At 48.2% G+C, this 19,062-nt stretch carries 16 protein-coding genes and 1 tRNA gene; 4 read left to right on the forward strand and 13 right to left on the reverse strand.

The features are described 5' to 3' along the window. Positions 1-3 precede the first annotated feature (3 nt). The 13 genes from cas8c to asnA form a co-directional block, all read right to left on the reverse strand. Positions 4-1,545, reverse strand: coding sequence for a type I-PGING CRISPR-associated protein Cas8c/Csp2 (cas8c, locus tag Tanf_RS05120; RefSeq protein WP_046825138.1), 1,542 nt, complete (start codon positions 1,543-1,545; stop codon positions 4-6). Then, entirely contained in the window at positions 1,538-2,263 is a 726-nt protein-coding gene (gene cas5p, locus Tanf_RS05125) for a type I-PGING CRISPR-associated protein Cas5p (RefSeq protein ID WP_046825139.1), read from the reverse strand. The genes cas8c and cas5p overlap by 8 nt, the downstream gene beginning before the upstream one ends. Before the next feature lie 67 nt (positions 2,264-2,330). Continuing rightward, positions 2,331-2,954, reverse strand: coding sequence for a plasmid pRiA4b ORF-3 family protein (locus Tanf_RS05130; RefSeq protein ID WP_014225622.1), 624 nt, complete (start codon positions 2,952-2,954; stop codon positions 2,331-2,333). A gap of 26 nt (positions 2,955-2,980) precedes the next feature. Beyond that, positions 2,981-3,781 carry a CRISPR-associated endoribonuclease Cas6 gene (cas6, locus tag Tanf_RS05135; protein ID WP_046825140.1) on the reverse strand — a complete coding sequence of 267 codons (801 nt, stop codon included), beginning with the start codon at positions 3,779-3,781 and terminating at the stop codon, positions 2,981-2,983. Between the two features lie 132 nt (positions 3,782-3,913). Further along, positions 3,914-4,498, reverse strand: a complete 585-nt coding sequence (locus Tanf_RS05140; RefSeq protein WP_014225619.1) for an RNA polymerase sigma-70 factor — start codon at positions 4,496-4,498, stop codon at positions 3,914-3,916. Positions 4,499-4,523: 25 nt separating this feature from the next. Then, positions 4,524-5,402 (reverse strand): carbon-nitrogen hydrolase, encoded by an 879-nt coding sequence (locus Tanf_RS05145; protein ID WP_014225618.1) that lies wholly within the window; start codon positions 5,400-5,402, stop codon positions 4,524-4,526. Between the two features lie 5 nt (positions 5,403-5,407). Then, positions 5,408-6,442, reverse strand: a complete 1,035-nt coding sequence (locus Tanf_RS05150) for an agmatine deiminase family protein (protein WP_046825141.1) — start codon at positions 6,440-6,442, stop codon at positions 5,408-5,410. Further along, entirely contained in the window at positions 6,439-7,071 is a 633-nt protein-coding gene (locus Tanf_RS05155; protein WP_041591292.1) for an epoxyqueuosine reductase QueH, read from the reverse strand. Before Tanf_RS05155 ends, Tanf_RS05150 begins: the two co-directional genes overlap by 4 nt. A gap of 197 nt (positions 7,072-7,268) precedes the next feature. Further along, positions 7,269-7,342, reverse strand: a tRNA-Arg gene (locus Tanf_RS05160). Positions 7,343-7,414: 72 nt separating this feature from the next. Beyond that, positions 7,415-9,718, reverse strand: a complete 2,304-nt coding sequence (locus Tanf_RS05165) for a patatin-like phospholipase family protein (protein ID WP_014225615.1) — start codon at positions 9,716-9,718, stop codon at positions 7,415-7,417. A gap of 14 nt (positions 9,719-9,732) precedes the next feature. Continuing rightward, positions 9,733-11,661, reverse strand: a complete 1,929-nt coding sequence (locus tag Tanf_RS05170) for an NAD(+) synthase (protein ID WP_046825154.1) — start codon at positions 11,659-11,661, stop codon at positions 9,733-9,735. A 217-nt stretch (positions 11,662-11,878) separates the two neighbouring features. Next, positions 11,879-14,074 carry a glutamine synthetase III family protein gene (locus tag Tanf_RS05175; protein WP_046825142.1) on the reverse strand — a complete coding sequence of 732 codons (2,196 nt, stop codon included), beginning with the start codon at positions 14,072-14,074 and terminating at the stop codon, positions 11,879-11,881. A 21-nt stretch (positions 14,075-14,095) separates the two neighbouring features. Then, positions 14,096-15,130, reverse strand: coding sequence for an aspartate--ammonia ligase (asnA, locus tag Tanf_RS05180; RefSeq protein WP_046825143.1), 1,035 nt, complete (start codon positions 15,128-15,130; stop codon positions 14,096-14,098). Between the two features lie 255 nt (positions 15,131-15,385). Between asnA and Tanf_RS05185 the strand changes: the two genes are divergently transcribed. The 4 genes from Tanf_RS05185 to Tanf_RS05200 are packed head-to-tail and all read left to right on the forward strand — an operon-like array spanning position 15,386 to position 18,996. Then, positions 15,386-16,783, forward strand: coding sequence for a S8 family peptidase (locus Tanf_RS05185; protein ID WP_236684390.1), 1,398 nt, complete (start codon positions 15,386-15,388; stop codon positions 16,781-16,783). Next, entirely contained in the window at positions 16,770-18,101 is a 1,332-nt protein-coding gene (gene xseA, locus Tanf_RS05190) for an exodeoxyribonuclease VII large subunit (RefSeq protein ID WP_046825144.1), read from the forward strand. Before Tanf_RS05185 ends, xseA begins: the two co-directional genes overlap by 14 nt. A gap of 15 nt (positions 18,102-18,116) precedes the next feature. Next, positions 18,117-18,320: an exodeoxyribonuclease VII small subunit gene (xseB, locus tag Tanf_RS05195; RefSeq protein ID WP_014225608.1), complete on the forward strand. Its 204-nt coding sequence runs from the start codon at positions 18,117-18,119 to the stop codon at positions 18,318-18,320. Positions 18,321-18,330: 10 nt separating this feature from the next. After that, positions 18,331-18,996, forward strand: coding sequence for a 2-C-methyl-D-erythritol 4-phosphate cytidylyltransferase (locus Tanf_RS05200; RefSeq protein WP_046825145.1), 666 nt, complete (start codon positions 18,331-18,333; stop codon positions 18,994-18,996). Positions 18,997-19,062 lie beyond the last annotated feature (66 nt).

Here is a 19,062-nt window from a genome sequence, read left to right on the forward strand (position 1 = left end):
TTGTTATTCTTCACTTAAATCTTCAAAATCGTCTTCTCCCATCTCGGCAGCAATATTTTGAGGTTGTTCTTCTGCCTGTTTCTTATTTCTCAGTCTTGAAAATGCAATCAGTAAATTCTTTGCACAATCAAGAGGCAAATCGCCGCTCATCGTTTTTTCCATAAACAACGAAGCAGACTCCGGGGCATCCATGCCTGATAAACGCCCTGCACGGGTTATTACCTGGGCAACCAAAGCATCCCCTGACTTGGCTGCAAAAGTAGAACTTTCCAATTCTACAAGAACTTTTGACTTTACTTTTCGAATTTCTTCCCAATAGTTGTTTGCACCCTCTCTCACTTCGGATTTGGCTGCAAAATAGGCAACTAGGTTCAGCCATTTGCCCAATTGTCTGGCTGACGTTACAATTTCAGCATCTATTCTTTCCATTTTTACAAAATATATGTTTAATAATAATTGTACTTGTTCAGGATATTCTGCACGAAAAGACAGAAAATCTTTAAATGCAGGCTGTGTAAATAACTGTAAAAAACGACTTGTAAATAAATCGAATTTTTGATATTCCGTATTAATACTCGATCGTCTATCTTGATTAAACAGTTTTGAGTAATAAAGGCTATCGATAACTGTTCTCAGTTTGGCTTTTTTAGCCATATCTACAATATAGTGGTTGTATGTAAAAGTGGTAGCATTACCATACTTAACCATATACATGGTCGCCTTTTTAAGGCTTTCCAATACTCCCAATGCTCTATCAGACACTTCTGCCTGTTTTGCAAATTCACCAATAGCTCCCAGTAATGAAACACTTCCCAATGCACTGCTTTTCGGAGGGTTTGGAAAATTTCCATTATAAATCAGAGGCCTTTTAGGTGAGATATCTTTAATTTTTCCTTGTTTATCTGTTTGAGTAACAACATCACCTGTCAATAGATCTCCGTTCAGCTTTTGTATTCGCATTTGCTTAAAAACACGAATAAAATTTACCATTTCAACAATTGGCAAGTCAGGAATAATACAGACGTTGAACATTTCCGGCTGACCTTTTTTCCCGATTTTATATTGAAAACAAGGCTTTAAAGGCGTTAATGTCGAGATGATTCCAAAACCTTGTTCTTTAATAGATGACCTAGGTTTTCCTCTTCCTATATTGCCCTTATCGGAAAAAGAAAGGTATTCCCCTGAAATCGGAACTTCCGACATCCCTATTTCTGTATTTTTTGATAAATCACCACATTTGTCATTATCCATTCTCTGTAAAAATTTTGCAGCTCCCCCCCAAAGATTCCTTGCTTGCTTATCACTTGAAATCGTATTGGGAGAAAGAAAAACTCCTTTTTTTGTATCTCCTTTTTCTATTCTGTCAAAAACATATTGTACTTTTGACTTACCTGCAATAGACCCCGACGGACGTACACGGAAAGAATTTAATCCCTTTTCTATTTCATTCTTAATATGTTCCAATGTTATTTCATTGATGGAGGATAAGTTGTTTTCCACCATCAATAATGCCTGTGCATATCTAATATAAGGATGTTCATTCATTTTTCGATAGTTTTAAATTCACCCAACCCTCATTATTGCCCAAATACCCGATATTATTCGTATCAAGGATGTCATACAACATTACAAACAATCTTTCGTCCATAAGCATCGGGATAATGTATCTACCATGCAAATGAATATACTCTCGGACAGTTGGCGTTGCATAGTACATCGGAAAAAAATCAATGTTTTCTTTAAAGAAAACCTCTAATGCATGATTATCTATCTTATCTCGATTTTTTTCATCTCGTTTTAATTTCCATTTATTTGAAATATATCTATAGTCCATGTTCTCGGTTCCGTTTGGGTGAACAACTGCATCAGCGCGACGATAGCATCTTTTCCACAGATCATTGAAAAAGCATACTTCTGAAAAATCTATGGTCGGCTGATCAATAACATCAAAGTATTCCATCAAAAGTGGAATATATGTTGAACCTTTTGTGTTACTTGAATGGGTTACCTTTTGTTTTTTCCTCAACTTCTCTATGTCTTTTTGTATTGCCCTTCTATCTTTCCAATCAATATGCCACCCTAGAACATTTTCTATTAGTCCACAGATCATTTTTTTGCTTGGAACATTAAGCGTTTTATAAAATGAGCCGGGCATCTCAGACACCATAGATAATGGAGCTAAAGGTTCTACAACAAGCTTATTTTTAACTATTTTATGCGGTATCTTTTGTAAAACTGCTAAATCAATTTTTGACGTATACATAGTCTATTTTTTATTTCTACAAATTAATATCCTATTTTCGACAACTTCTATCTACCCAAAAATTATTTCACTTTTCTCTCTCTTTCAACTTCCATATTTCCCTTAACACCTCATTTGTTTCTTCGAGATCGAAGAAGTTTAGGTCCCATTTTTCACCCCGCTTCATACCGAGCCATTCGCGGTATTCGTTATGTTCCGGATGTTTGGGATTGTTTACGGCTTCAACCATATTATAAAAGCCGCCAATGCCCCCACAATCCTCTTCCAGGTGGGATCCTTTCCCTGCAAGACAAACCGGAAGAAGAACCGCATCGTCGGCAATATCCACCAATTCAACGATATGTCTCCAATCGTCACCAAAATCGTAGATATAGACGATCTTTTGCTTGACTTTCTTAAAATAATCGTTTAGTCGGATTTCGTCGGCACGGTAAAGTTCGCCATAAGGAAATGTCTCCGGTTCGGAAAAACTTTCATCCGGCTCATATTCTTCGTCGAAGCTGAAGGTTATTCTCGGACAACTCCCCCACCCTTTAGGAGTAAATTCAAACAGATGCGAATCGGTCCATCCGAAAAGGATTTGAATAACTAAATGAAAGTCGCCGAATGTCATCGATTCGTTTACTTTCACTTTTCTCCATATCGGAGGTTTTGCACTGCCGTCGATTTTGATTTTAAATACGAATGCCATTGGAACTAATCTATTAAAATTCTATTTTATCGTTCTATTACTCTTTTTATATCTGTCTCTTTCACACAGCCGAAGCCTTGACTGCACTCTTCTCCGATGCCACTTTCGTACATGATTTTCATTAATTCAAGCGGGGCTTTCATCCTGAACCGGCACATATAACCGCGCACTTTCGTTTGCTCCGGAGTATCGGATTTGATTTTTACCAACACAGACTTAGGTTCGTTAAGCACGCTGAAATCAAAGGCCTCCTCTCCGGAATAAGGTTTTCCGTAGAATACTTCATAGCGCCTTGACAAACCGGTTAATATCGCACTGCTTGCATGAGGAGAAACAGGCGAAAGATAGTCTGATCCTCCGTTCTCACATTTCATTCTCAGACAGATCGGCGACATAGTTATAAAATCCATCTCATGGGTATAGGCCGGGGGAGGGATTACTTCTATGTTTTTCACCATAAAACGGACGGTCGATTGGCGGTCTCCGATTTCAAACGCCTGATTTGAGAAGAGTCCCTGAATAAATTTTTCCGTACTTTTCTCGGGCAGAAAAGAGATTTGCCACTCGACCGAGTCGGACAAGATACGTATTCGTTCATTCTGCGGCAACACTTGTCGTTTTTCTATTTTCAAACGCGAGAAAGTAAAGAGTTTAAACCGCCGTCCCGATTCAAGCTGAAAACCATTGTGATGCAGCCAATCCGCATATTCTTCACTGGCTTTCGAAAGAATACGATAGATCACAGCTGACTGTTCATATTGATAGTTAATGGGAAGTAAGTCGCCGAATGAACGGCGGTCTACTGTAAGTATTAACCGAAATCTCATGGCAATTTTTACTTATTCTTTATTTTCTGCAAAGATGAAAATATTTTTTCACTTATCAAAAAAATATCTGTTTTTGTCGCAAAAGGAATAAGCAATTGAAATAAATTATTTTGCGGGCATCATCTTATTCACTCACCAAAATATGATGATGTAATATTTTCTGATCGATTCGGCAATTTTCGATAAGGCTATTCTGATCTGTCCCCTCACCGTACTTGATGTAATACCGTTAAGGCGGGCTATTTCGTCATACGTATGATTTTGGTAAATATATTGCTTGAAGATGATTCTACACTTTTCAGGAAGTGTTTCTACAGCATCTGCTATATGTTTTTCGAGTTCAAGGTTCTCTATATAAGCTAATGGATGTTCTTCGGCAGTAATTGCTTGTTCACAAATGGCCATCAGTTGTTCCTGCACGTCGGAAAGCGGAAGTTCCTTCATTCGTTTCCGCTGAAGATGATTCAGACTCCTATTTTGTACGGCACGAATGAGGTAGGCTGTTACGGGAGTAGAAAGAGTGAGTCGGTGATGCCAAATATTCAGAAACACATCATTGACGATTTCCTGCGCGGCCTCCGGATCAAAAACGTACTTTGTTGCCACTGTACACAGATAGACATAATAGGCTTTATACAATTCACCAAAGGCGTTCGTATCTCCTCGATTGATACGTCGAATCACCTCTTCATCTACGATCGTGTGCGTCTGTTTCATGGATACATTCGGAGGGGCGTATTTGTCATTCGTCAATATAGCGGCATGTGAGCAGAGCAAAATCTTCGATCCGGCGGTCGCGCAAGAACGGCCACCAGCGGCGTACCTGCTCACTGCGTTTCAAGTCGACCTCAACCACACAAGTCGCTTCACTGCTGTTGGGAAGTTCATGAATCAGTTCGCCTTGCGGCCCGCAGACGAAGCTGTTTCCCCAGAAACGAATGCCATTGGTTTGTCCTGACGGATCCGCCTCGTGCCCCGTACGATTGACGGTGACAACAGGCAATCCGTTTGCAACGGCATGGCCTCGCTGCACGATGCGCCATGCATCAAGCTGTCGTTGCTGTTCATCGACCGTATCGTTACTTTCCCAACCGATAGCCGTCGGGTAAATCAGCAGTTCGGCGCCTTGAAGTGCCATCAGACGTGCCGCCTCCGGATACCACTGATCCCAGCAAACAAGCACACCGAGCCGCCCGATAGAGGTATGAACAGGAACAAACCCCATATCTCCGGGAGTAAAATAAAATTTTTCGTAATAAGCCGGATCATCGGGGATATGCATCTTTCGATACTTTCCGGCAATCGTTCCGTCTTTTTCGATAACGACAGCCGTATTATGATACAAGCCGGCCGCCCGTTTCTCGAAGAGCGAGAGTACAATTACAACGTGCTGTTCACGAGCTAACGCTCCAAAGTGTTCGGTCGAAGGGCCGGGAATCGTTTCGGCCAGATCGAAGAAGTCTGTATTTTCTGTCTGACAGAAGTAGAGGCTGTTATGCAACTCCTGCAACACGATCAGTTCCGCATCCTGCTGAGCACATTCGCGTATTTTTCGTGACAGGTTCGCGATATTTGTCTCTGTACAAACGGTATTTTGCTGTTGTATGATACCTATTTTCATTGCTTTTATATGGGGTTGTGAATTACCGACAGGGGGTACTGCATCGTCACGCAATGCAGCGATCCGTGTTGTTTGATGAGCGGCCGACAGTCAATACCTATGATTTCACGGTCGGGAAAAGCGATTTGCAACGTTTTCCGTGCAATTTCATCTTTTTCGCTTCGATAAAAAGGGACGAGCACGGCGCCGTTGATAATCAAAAAATTCGCATACGTAGCCGGTAGTCGTTTTCCTTCCTCAACGATGCGGTCAGCCATAGGAAGTGGAAGAAGACGGTAAGGTTTTCCGTCGACGGTACGGAACCCTTTCAGTTCTTCTTCCATCATTTGCAATTCTGTGAAATGTTCGTCCGTCTCATCGGTGCATTGCACATAAGCGATTGTCTCCGGATCACAGAAACGCGCCAACGTATCAATATGACTGTCCGTATCGTCGCCCGAAAGATAGCCGTTTTCGAGCCAAAGGACACGGTCGAGGCCAAAGATATCTTTCAAATGGATTTCAAGTTGTTCGCGGTTCAGATATTCATTCCGATTGAGTGATTCCAGGCATTCGGATGTTGTCAACAGCGTCCCTTTGCCATCGGACTCAAGGCTTCCTCCTTCGAGTACGAAAGGTTGCATGTTCACCACGCGAACCCCGTCGGCAAACGTTTCGGCAGCAGCAAGTGTGCGTGTAATCAGGTTATCATGATACGCCGCATATTTCATGCCCCAGCCGTTAAAGACGAAGTCGTAGACAACTGGTTGCCCTTCGGTAAAGACAGTGATTCCTCCGTGATCGCGTGCCCATGTATCGTTCGTTTCCATCTCACGGAACATGATACGCCGTTCGTCGATCTCACCAAGTTGGCAGCATACTTCGGTAGCGTTCCGGCATACGATCAGCAGGTTTTCACGTTTCACGATCTCGCGGGCGATGGCAACGAAGCAAGGCGTTACCTCATGAAGGATCGGCGCCCAGTCGGTTCGCTCATGCGGCCAAGTCAATTGTACGGCACTTTGTGGCTCCCATTCGGCAGGAAAAACAGTTCGATTCATTGGTTACAATAAGATAGATTGTTTGCCCTACGACTTTCCTGATTCTTTCGCGCCGAGGAAAGGCTAAATTCACAGCCACAATACGTTTGGTTATAAAAATCATAGAACTTAATCAGGGCGTTTCGTCGTTCGCTTAGTCCGCCTTTGCGCCAATTCTGCGCCCAGAATATCAGATTCGGATATGCTGCGGCACTCGTTTGACCGGCTTCGGTAATTTGCCCAATATCCTTCCAGCGCGACGAGGCAAGTGTCGTCGTAAAGACTCCAAACCCATGTTCGTGTGCATATTTTGCCGTTGCTTGAAGGCGTACGACGAAACATTGACGACATCGTGCGCCGCGCTCCGGCTCGCGCTCCAGCCCCCGTATACGCAAAAGCCATGCCGCATGGTCATCATCAGCATCGACAAAGGGTACCCCCATCCGATCGGCATGGCGCATCAGTTCCTCTTTACGCTTCATATACTCTTCGTGTGGAAAAATATTCGGATTACAGAAAAACAAGGTCGGATGAAGCTTCTGTTCCGCCATCCATTCGATAATGGCACCCGAACACGGTGCGCAACATGCATGCAACAGCACCTTATCCGTTCCTTCGGGAATGAAAATGGCAGGATTCGATTGTTTCATTTTCGTCGGCAAAATGTCAAATGTTTTAATTAAGTTGGCAAAAATAGGGAAAAATAGGGGTATTTCCAAGCAAGGCAAGCATAAAAATCACGAAGTCGCGTCTATAGCTATAAAAGACAAGGTCCCATCTGTTTCCAGACGTTATGCCAACATAAAAAAGGAAAGGATAAATAAAGAGAGAAAGTAAACAAAAAGAGTGACCGCGACAGGATTCAAACCTGTAACCGGCTGATCCGTAGTCAGCTACTCTATTCAGTTGAGCTACGCGGCCAATTACTCTTTCAATATTATTTCGACGGCAAAGGTAAGGCTTTTTTTTAAACCGCCAAACAAAAAAATGATTTTATTCCAAAAATCTCGGATTAAAAATGAGAAATCCGATATTCAATCCCACATTAAAATCATTTTTCGGATAGCTGTATCCATTGGCAAACAGACTGACAGAGACAAAAGGCAGATTCAGAACCAGAGCCGCTTCGCCCATATACCGGAAGGTTTGGATCATCTTTCCGTAGCGAGGAATATCGGTATAAGGTTCCGGTATAAACTGCTCTTTTTCGATCGGATAAAGAGGCAGAAACCCGTATCCTTCGATACGCAGATGCAGCATTTCGTTGAAGGTAAAGACAGGTATGATACCGGCAGCAACGTACTGATTGGAACGAAAACCTTCGTTGAAGGTAATTTTACTGTGCGGCGTAGGAGCAAATGCCGGCGCCTGCAATATGGAAGCCGTATAGTTACTCATCAGATTCTTACTTGAAAGAAGCGCTTCTGCCATAACTCCGAACCGGAAACGACGACTTATCATGGAATAGTTTTCGAGTCGTCCTTTCACTTGAAGCCAGCTTTGCACGGGCTGTTTAGTGCGCTCTCCGCCCGAGGGGCGATAAGTCTCTTTCCCGGTCACGTATTGTGCTGTGAGAAAGTACTGCTTCCCTCCGGTGGGATATTGTTTTGCATTGAGCGAGTTACTCTCAATCCGTACGGAAGTGCGAAAAAGATCATACCAGCTTTTGTCGAACTTCGACTCGGCGAACGAAATGTCACTTCGCTGATAATAATCATCGCTCAATCGTCCGTATCCCAATCCGAATTCCGCTTTAGCTTTCGTCATAAAAGGAAGTCCAAGTTTAAGTTTGACAAATTTCTCGCGTTTTTTAATAAAGGCGGGAAGAAGGTCTTCATAGAACAACGACTGATTTTGCATGTATTTGCGGTACGAGAAAACGGCTTGAAGATGCAGATACATCGGAATGGAAGTTTGTAGATAAGCACGTCCGTTCAGGGAGACTCCACTGAATGAGTTTCCCATCTGCACATTTGCATTGAGGTCGACGGCCTGTTCGCCGAGACTCTGATAATCTAAGCCGAGAAACAGCTGGTTTGCCTGATGAGAAGAGATATTTCCACCAATACTGACGTTTAGTTCTTCTCCGATTTTAATATCGAGGTACAGATCGAAGTTCTGATTTTTACGGTTATATACGGCATGAGGAATGATTTCTTTGATTTTCGAATCCGAAAGCATCTTGAAATAAGCTTGTTTGAATTCCTCCATTGAGAATTCGCCGTTGATATCGCGATGCAGTTGTTCACGCACATAGCGACGCTGGGCTTCGGTCACACCCGTGATGTAAATATTTCCGAATTTGAGGGGGGGGAGACTTTCTTTATATGCCTTACGACGTGTGTTAAGTTCGCTTTGCGGCACTTCTCTAAGTACACGCTGTCTGATGGAGTCGATCATTTCGAGTGTACGTCGATAGCCGATGTCCATCAGCTCTTTCGCACGTTGAAAATCGAGCAGTGAGACATTCGGAAAGTTGAACTGTAACATCATGCCGTCTTCTTCGTCCACATGATAATCGGTGGCTTGCATGACCATCGTTTCGATCTGTTTCATCGGATCGGTCGATGGTTTGGCAGCTCCGGCCACAGATGATCCGAAAATAAAATCAGGGTCGAAATCCGACTTCATGACATCGACCGGGAAATTATCATAAATCCCTCCGTCGAAAAGGGGGACACCATCTTTCCAGACAGGTTTGAAGAAGAACGGAAACGTCATGGACGAACGCACGGCTTCGCACAAATCGCCATTCCGCCAGATGATGGCCTTTTTATTATACACATCGGAGCTGATGCAGCGAAACGGAACGAAGAGATGGTCGAAATTCCATCCCGACTTGGCCGTAGACTGTGCGTATAGAGCCATGAAAGCCTGATTCATTTGGATGGGATTGATGATACTTTGCGGAAGGAGATTGGTACGGATCTGCATGGAATCGGAGAAATCGATGGAGAAGTGCATGAAATCCGGTGTATCGTCAGGTTTCTTAAAGTAGTAGACATACTCGTCTTCGACAGTTCCTTTCTGCCAGTAGCCGAACTCGTCCGAGAGCATCAATTCCAGCATCTCGTCGGCTGTATAGCCCATAGCATAGAGGCTACCCACAATCGCCCCGATGGAGGTTCCCGCCACATAATCGATCGGGATGTTATTTTCTTCGAGCGCTTTGATCACCCCCAGATGGGCAGCACCTTTCGCTCCGCCACCACTCAAAACAAGTCCTACGGTCTGCGCCTTGAGTTCGGGCAGGCAAAATGTCATCCACAAAAGGCAAAGTATTTTCAGACGTTTCATCATTCTATTATACTCTACAGATTTTCGACTTCTTCGAGCCAGAGCGCTGCTGAGGCATCACTGGGCATGCGCCAGTCGCCACGAGGCGAAAGGCTGACGGTACCCACTTTCGGGCCGTCGGGCATGCAGTTTCGTTTAAACTGCTGTGTGAAGAAACGGCGCACGAAGATTTGCAGCCACCGCTTGATTTCTTCGGGCGCATAGTTTTTCCCGAAAGCCTGGCGGGCTAAAAAAAATATCTTGGCCGGCGATGCGCCGAAGCGTATCAAGTGATAGATGAAGAAGTCGTGTAATTCATAGGGTCCGATAAGGTCTTCCGTCTTCTGGTGATTCGTATCGTCGGTACCCGCCAATAAGAGTTCGGGGCTAACGGGCGTATCGGCAATGTCAAGAAGCGTTTCGCGGGTAACCTCCCCTGCACGATGAGTGGCGATCCACTTGACCAGAGAGTGTACGAGCGTTTTAGGGATGCCGGCGTTAAGGGCATACATCGACATGTGATCGCCGTTATACGTTGTCCAGCCGAGTGCAAGTTCGGACAAATCGCCGGTACCGATAACAAGTCCGTTCTTGAGGTTGGCCAGATCCATCAGGATTTGTGTGCGCTCACGCGCCTGCACGTTTTCGTAGGTCACATTCTGTGTCACGCCGTCATGACCGATGTCTTTGAAGTGCTGTTGACAAGCGGCCTTGATTGATATCTCGTGCAGCGTGATGCCCAATGCTTCCATCAGGGCGACGGCGTTGCGGTAGGTCCGCCCGGTCGTACCGAAGCCCGGCATGGTGACGCCGTGAATCTGTTTGCGCGGCAGATTGAGGGCGTCGAAGGTCATCACCGTGGCCATCAGCGCCAGCGTGGAGTCCAACCCGCCGGATACGCCGATGACGGCATGCTTGATCTGCGTGTGCACTAGCCTCTTGGCCAACGCATTCGTTTGGATGCGGAATATTTCGTTGCAACGTTCGTCATATTCGGCACCGGTCGAGGGAACGAACGGATGCGGATCGATGAAACGTGTCAGGGCAGTTTCTTTTCTTTCGGGCAAGCGTAAGGGAACGCACAGCGGTTCACCACAGCGTAATACGGAAGCGCCTTTTGAAAAGTTCGTCTTCACGAGCCGATCGTGACACAGCGCTGCGACATCAATCTCGCTGATGAGCAGTTTCTCGTTCAACGAGAAACGATCCGACTCGCCCAGCATCGTCCCGTTCTCGGCGATAAAAGCCTTTCCGGCATAGACAAGGTCGGTCGTCGACTCGCCGAACCCCGCCGAGGCATACACATAGCCCGCCGCGCAGCGTGCCGACTGTTGCCGGATCAGCATCTTCAAATCATCGTTCTTTCCCGTCTGTTCACTGCCGGCCGAGAGATTAAGGATAATGTTCGCTCCCTGCAAGGCCATCACCGAGCTGGGCGGGACAGGCATCCGGATATCTTCGCCGATCTCGATCCCTACGGCTACGGAGCCGGAGGTAAAGAGCAAACGCGGCGCCATCGGGCAGGTCGTCGCGCCGATGCGAGCGGTTCGCGTCGTTACGTCTTCGCCCGAGGTGAACCACCGCGTCTCCTGAAACTCCCCGCAGTCGGGCAAGTATGTTTTCGGTACGGCTCCGAGGATTTCGCCGCGATGAAAAACGACAGCCGCATTGAGCAAGCGATTCTCAACCGCCAGCGGCATCCCCACAACACATACGACATCAACGGCTTTCGTACGTTGCACGAGTTCCAGCAGCGCCTGTTCGGCTTCGCGCAGCAGGCATTCCTGCATAAACAAATCCATGCACGTATATCCGGTCACAGACAGTTCGGGGAACACGATCCACTGTACGCCCTGCTCTTCCGCCCGGCGAATCATCTGTTCGATCTGCGCCGTATTGTAATGGCAGTCGGCCACCCGTACCGGCGGCACACCGGCCGCTACTTTCACATATCCGTATTTCATCATCGTATCGTTTTTTTTCGGCAAAATTAGTAAAAGTCCGAACACTTCGAGGGTGTATAAAACACAATGTTTGAGACCACCCTTTTCAGGTGTGTCAGAATGGGTGAAATGCAAGGCGCTAAGGATGCGAGCTCGGTCACATACGTTAGTATGCTCCCTCGCTCGCATTCCGCAAGCAACGAAGCAGTTCGCCCGTTATGACACACCGCCGTCGGGCTTACCGGATAAAGAGCAACTCGCGGTATTTCGGCAACGACCACATCTCGTCGTCTACAATCAGTTCCAGCTTGTCGGCATGGTAACGGATCACGTCGAAATACGGCCACACCTTATCATGGTATGCGACCGCTTTCGCATATTCGCCGGTGATTTTGTTTGCTACCTTACGCGCCTCGATCATCGCATCCACATTACGCTTAATGGCGCTTACATGTCCGGCAATTTCTTCGATCAGCGCAGCATCCATCGACGCAAGCTCTTTCGCCCGCTTGGGAGGATAAACGGCCTTGATTTTGTACACATTGTCGAGCAGCAGCGACTGGTAACGCGTAGCAATCGGGATGACATGGTTGACAGCCAGATCGCCCAGCACACGCGCCTCGATCTGAATCTTTTTCGTGTATATCTCCCATTTCACCTCGTTGCGTGCCTCAAGTTCTTTACGGCTCATCACCCCCGTCAGGGCAAACATCTCCACACTCTCGCGACTTGTGTACATGCGGAAAATTTCGGGCACACTCGTTTCGCAGTTCAGTCCTCGCTTCTTGGCTTCTTGCCGCCACTCCTCGCTGTATCCGTTGCCCTCGAAGCGAATCGGTTTCGAGATGCGGATATACTCTTTGAGCACTTCAAAGATAGCTCGTTCCTTCGTTTCGCCCTGTGCGATCTTCGCATCGACCGACGCCTTGAACTCCATCAGTTGCGCCGCCACCGCGGCATTGAGCGCCGTCATGGCCGAGGAGCAGTTGGCCGACGATCCGACAGCGCGAAACTCAAAGCGGTTACCCGTAAAAGCAAAGGGCGATGTACGGTTACGGTCGGTATTGTCAAGCAGCACTTCCGGGATATGGGCTATGCCGAGCCGCAGCTTTTTCTTTTTATCGAGGATGATCACCTTTTCCGTCGTACTTTGCTCCATTTTATTGAGGATATCGTTCATGTGGGTGCCGAGGAAGGCGGAGATGATGGCCGGCGGCGCTTCGTGTGCTCCCAGACGGTGCACGTTCGTAGCCGAGCTGATGGATGCCTTGAGCAAGCCGTTGTGTTTATAAACAGCCATCAGCGTATTGACGAGAAAAGTGATAAAGCGCAGATTCTCTTCCGGCGTCTTGCCCGGGGTAAGCAGTCCCACGCCTGTGTCCGTACCGATCGACCAGTTGCAGTGCTTGCCGGAGCCGTTCACGCCGGCAAACGGTTTTTCATGCAGCAACACGCGAAAGCCGTGACGACGGGCTACCTTTTTCATCAGCAACATGATCAACTGGTTCTGATCGATGGAAAGGTTCGTTTCGTTGTAGATCGGTGCCAGTTCAAACTGGTTCGGCGCCACTTCGTTGTGGCGTGTTTTGAGCGGAATACCGTATTTGCAGGCTTCAAATTCGAGGTCTTTCATATACGCCGTGACACGCGTCGGGATCGAACCGAAATAGTGATCTTCGAGTTGCTGGTTCTTGGCCGACTCATGCCCGAGCAGTGTCCGCCCGGTCATCAACAAGTCGGGGCGTGTAGCGTAAAACCCTTCGTCCACAAGAAAATATTCCTGCTCCCATCCCAGATAAGACGACACTTTTTTCACGTTCGGGTCGAAATAATGACACACGTCTGTCGCAGCCCTGTTGATGGCATTGACGGCTTTCAACAGCGGAGCTTTCAGGTCGAGCGCTTCACCGGTATAAGAGATGAAAATGGTGGGGATGCACAATGTGTCATCCATGACAAATGCCGGCGACGAAGGGTCCCAAGCCGTATATCCGCGCGCCTCGAACGTGCTGCGGATGCCTCCGCTCGGAAAGCTCGACGCGTCCGGCTCCTGCTGCGCCAGCAATTTGCCGGAAAATTCTTCGGTAATGCTTTCGCCCGGCCCATCTACGTAATCGATGAACGAGTCGTGCTTCTGCGCCGTCCCATCGGTCAACGGCTGAAACCAGTGCGTGTAGTGCGTGGCGCCCAGCTCCATCGCCCACATCTTCATGCCTGCGGCTACATGGTCGGCAATGCCGCGGTCTAACGTCTGTCCTTTTTCCACAGCATCCTTGATGACGCTGATCGTGTCTTTCGACAGATATTTTTTCATGACGGAATACGTAAAAACATATTTTCCGTAAAACCCGGACATCGGCCCTTCCGGCGCCTGCACATCCAGCGCTTTCTTCTTGAAAGCCTCTTCTACTGCTTTAAATCGTAACGTACTCATAACGACTACCGGGATTCGTTTTTATTTCAAAATAATATGATTTGCTCTACATTGTTCAATCATCTCGTCTGACCATAACGACGCCTGCACCTCGCCGATATGCGCGCAGCGGAGGAAATACATGCACAAGCGCGACTGCCCGATGCCTCCCCCTATCGAAAGCGGAATCTCACCGTTCAGCAACGCCCTGTGAAACGCCAGCGACCGGCGTTCCATGCAATTTTCAAGTTCGAGCTGACGAAGCATCGCTTCCCTGTCGACACGAATCCCCATCGACGATATTTCGAGCGGTGCGTCGAGGACCGGGTTCCACAGGATAATGTCGCCGTTCAGTCCCCGATGCCCGTCAACCGTCGGGGTCGACCAGTCGTCGTAATCCGGAGCGCGGCCGTCATGTTTCTCGCCGTTCGAGAGGGTTGCTCCGATTCCGATGATGAAAATCGCACCGTATTTCTTCGCCGCCTCATACTCCCGGTCTTTAGGCGACATGTCCGGACAGGCAGCCAGCAACTCTTCGGCATGCAGATACGTGATCTTCTCCGGCAGAAACGGGGTAATATGCGGAAAAGAACGGTACGTCTTTTCTTCCACCGTCTTGAGAACGCCATAAATTTGATCGACGATCATACGCAGAAAATCGAGATGACGGTCTTCGGCACGGATCGTACGCTCCCAGTCCCACTGATCAACGTAGATCGAATGAATATTGTCCAATTCCTCATCGGCGCGGATCGCGTTCATATCAGTATAAAGCCCTTCGCCGGGCGGGATATTGTAAAAGCCGAGCTTCATCCGTTTCCATTTAGCCAGCGAGTGCACCACTTCGGCGCGACGGTCGTTCATATCTTTAATGGGAAACGATACGGCACGCTCCACCCCGTTCAGGTCGTCATTCATCCCGGTGCCTGAAAAAACGAAGAGCGGAGCGGTTACCCGCCGCAGTTTCAATGTGGCCGCCAGTTCTTCCTGAAAAACCCGTTTCAACATTTTGATAGCCTCTTCCATATCCTCCGAAGCCAAAGTCGGCCGATAATCGGCCGGAATGTACAGTTTCATCTTACTATTGCTTTGTTTTGTAATTTCTTATCCGGGAGACTTTATGTCGTTCTCATCCCCGTGTAACAACGATCAAAAAACGCTAACGCCCGACAAAAGTAGTATTCCTTCCGGAAATACGGCAAGCCAAAAGTACGTTTTTTTGAAAAGATACTCCCCTACTCCGACATCAATGTTAAAATAACAAAAGGCAAGAAGGATCAAATGGGAGTGCATACCGTTTTATATTACTTTTGTGCGAAAATACAAAACGAGGTGAAGACAAGCAAACGATGGAAATATCTCGGCATGCTGACAGGACTGTATTTGTGCACGTGCATGCCGGAAAGTCTCTCGGCCGCAGACGGCAAAAGCTACTGCTTTCGGGTGTATTTGAAAGATAAGGGAGTAAAAGCTCCGGGCCGGACGGATGCGAGGCTTTACCTTTCGGCCGAGTCGGTCGAAAGGCGAACAAAGCGTGGGGTTGAGCTGTCGGTTTCCGACATCCCGATTTCACCCGGGTATATTCGCACGGTCGGCGCTACGGGCGGACAAATAATTACGCAAAGTAAATGGATGAACACCGTCGTGATCGAACATACCGACAGCCTGATTGCCGACCGGCTGAAAGCCTTGCCGATCGTCGATTCCGTCCGGTGCGTATGGCACGGCTGGAACCGGTTGCAGCAAGTCGATTGTCCGGACGATACAGGCGTATTCGAATCGTACGACACGGTATCACAGGCATATTACGGACATGCCACGACACAGATCGAGATACTGAACGGAGTGCGGCTGCACGAGGCCGGTCGACAAGGGAAGGGGATGCGCATTGCCGTTATCGATGCCGGCTTCCTGCACGTAGACAAGATTGCAGCGTTTACTTCGACCGATATTATCGGAACACGCAACATGTCTTTTCCCGGGAACAGCGTCTTTTGCGAAGATGATCACGGAACGAAAGTCTTATCGTGTATGGCAGCCAACCTGCCCGGCGTGATGGTCGGCACAGCGCCCGACGCGTCTTATCTGCTCATCAAAAGCGAAGATACAAGAGGCGAGTATCCGATCGAAGAAGATTTCTATGCAGCGGCGCTGGAATATGCCGACAGTGTCGGGGTTGATCTCGTCACCTGCTCGCTGGGCTATTTCCAGTTCGATACGGAACCGGTTTATACTCATGCTGATTTGGACGGAAAGACAGCGTTTATCACACGCGTAGCCGAAGAAGCGGCAGGAAAAGGCATGCTGATTATTTGCAGCGCAGGGAACGAGGGGAAAAACGAATGGCAGAAGATCACCTTCCCGGCCGATGCGCCCAACATACTCACCGTAGGCGCCGTAACCACCGAAAAAACGAAGAGCGCTTTCAGCTCTACCGGATTGACGGCCGACTATCGGGTGAAACCCGATGTGGTTGCACTGGGTACGAACGTCTGCGTGATCAACGCGGCCGGCCGGCTTCAATGGGTCGACGGCACGTCTTTTTCCACCCCCACACTGGCAGGGCTTTGCGCATGCCTCTGGCAGTCGCTCTCGTGGCTGAAAAATAAAGAACTGATTGACTTGATCCGGCAAACGGCTTCCCGATCGAAACATCCGGACGCGGAACTGGGATATGGCGTGCCGGACATGTATAAAGCATACAGAAAGGAGATGAATGAACTCCTTTAACGACATCCGAAGCGAACGGCCGGACGCCCTGTCGCTGACGCAGCTGAACCGGTTGGTGAAAACTGCTCTCGACGAGGCACTACCCGGTACGTATTGGGTACGTGCCGAAACGAGTGAGGTGCGTGTCAATGCAACCTCCGGACACTGCTATCTCGAATTTGTGGAAAAAGACGAGACAACAGGACAACTCGTCGCCAAGTCGCGCGGCACGATCTGGGCGCGTAATTTCGCGGTATTGAGAACGTATTTCGAGCAGGAAACGAAGCAAACCTTCATCTCCGGCCTGAAAGTACTGGTTAATGTATCCGTCGGATATCACGAACTGTACGGGCTCTCGCTGACCGTTCACGATATCGATCCGTCCTATACGCTTGGCGACATGGCCCGGAAGCGTATGGAGGTGATCCGCCGTTTACAGGAAGAAGGCGTATTCGACCTGAATAAGGAACTTACATTAGCCATACTGCCCCAACGCATCGCAGTTATCTCCTCACCGACGGCAGCCGGCTACGAAGACTTCGTCAATCAGCTAATCCATAACGACTACGGCTTTCCATTCTACGTCAAACTTTTCCCGGCACTGATGCAGGGTGAGAAAACGGAGGAAAGCGTAATCGCCGCATTAGACCGGATTTACGCTCATCGCGAACTGTTCGATGTTGTCGTACTGATTCGCGGCGGAGGCTCGGCAGCCGATTTAAGCAGCTTCGACTCATATACGCTGGCCGCCAACTGTGCGCAATTCCCCTTGCCGATCATTACCGGTATCGGGCACGAACGCGACGATTCGGTCGTCGATAACGTAGCGCATACGCGTATGAAAACGCCGACGGCCGTGGCCACGTTTCTCATCGGTCGCATGGCAGAGCAGCTTGCCCTGCTCGACGAGCTGCGGAGAACCGTCTGCGAAGCGACACGCAACCAGCTGACAGTAAAGAAAACGACATGGCAGATATTGGCCACACGTTTTCCGGTGTTCGTCACCGGACATCTTGAGCGTCATCGGGCAGACTTACACACGCTGACAGCCCGTCTGTCGTCCGTGCCACAACTCCTTGAGAAGCATACGGAACAGCTCGAACTCGTCCCCGTGCATATCCGAAAGGCAGCCGATGCCATGCTGACCCGCCACACCTATGAGCTTGCACTCAGCGAACAGCATATCAAGCTGGCATCGCCGGATCATATCCTGAAGCGAGGCTATACGTTGACGCTTAAGAATGGAAAAATTGTCAAACATGCGGCCGACTTATCAGCAGGCGACGAAATATCCGTCCGGTTTACCGACGGCGAACGAAAAGGAAAAATTTTAACATAAACAGATAGAACAACCATGGCAGAAAAAAAGGAGTCATACAATAAGGCGATTGAGAAACTTCGGGGCATCATTCACGATATCGAAAGCGGTGAACTGGATGTAGACGTGCTTTCGGAAAAGGTGAAAGAAGCCAGCCGGCTGATTAAGCTGTGCAGAGAAAAACTCTTCAAAGCCGACGAAGAGGTGAAGAAGATTCTCGATACGTTGGATCAGGTATAATATATAATACATGAGACGCACGGTCATTCTTGTGGCAGGCGGCAAAGGCTTGCGTATGGGCGGCGAACTGCCGAAACAGTTCATTCCACTGCACGGTCGCCCGGTTCTGATGCACACCATGGAAGTTTTTTTTCGTTGGGATGCAAAGGCCGAACAGATCCTCGTCCTGCCCGAAGAACATCAAGCTTATTGGCAGATGCTCTGCCGTGAATTAAATTGCACGATACCGCACCGTGTAGTGCATGGAGGAGAGACACGTTTCCACTCGGTGCGTAACGGGTTGCAAAGTACCGATGGTGACAGGCTGATTGCCGTGCACGACGGCGTACGTCCTTTCGTTTCACAAGCCGTGATCAATGCGTGCTTCACCGTAGCCGAACAGTTTGGAGCTGCTGTCCCCGTCCTTCCCATGATCGACTCCGTGCGCGAAGTCGACGGGACGAAAAACCGTCCGTTCGACCGGGAACGATTGCGCATCGTGCAGACACCACAAGTCTTTCGAGCCGACTGGTTGCGCCATGCCTACGAACAACCTTACCAACCGCAATTTACCGACGACGCGTCACTCGTCGAGACTGCAGGATATCCCATTTATTTAGTCGATGGTAACCGCAGAAACATCAAAATCACTACGCCCGTCGATTTGCAATGGGCCCAAATATTTGCAAAAGGATAACAGAGATGCTCAGATTAATGTTATCTGTCCGCTTCTTCTGCTTGTTATAGCAGTATTCCATTGGGT

The organism is Tannerella forsythia (assembly GCF_001006485.1).
Taxonomy (GTDB): Bacteria; Bacteroidota; Bacteroidia; order Bacteroidales; family Tannerellaceae; genus Tannerella; species Tannerella forsythia.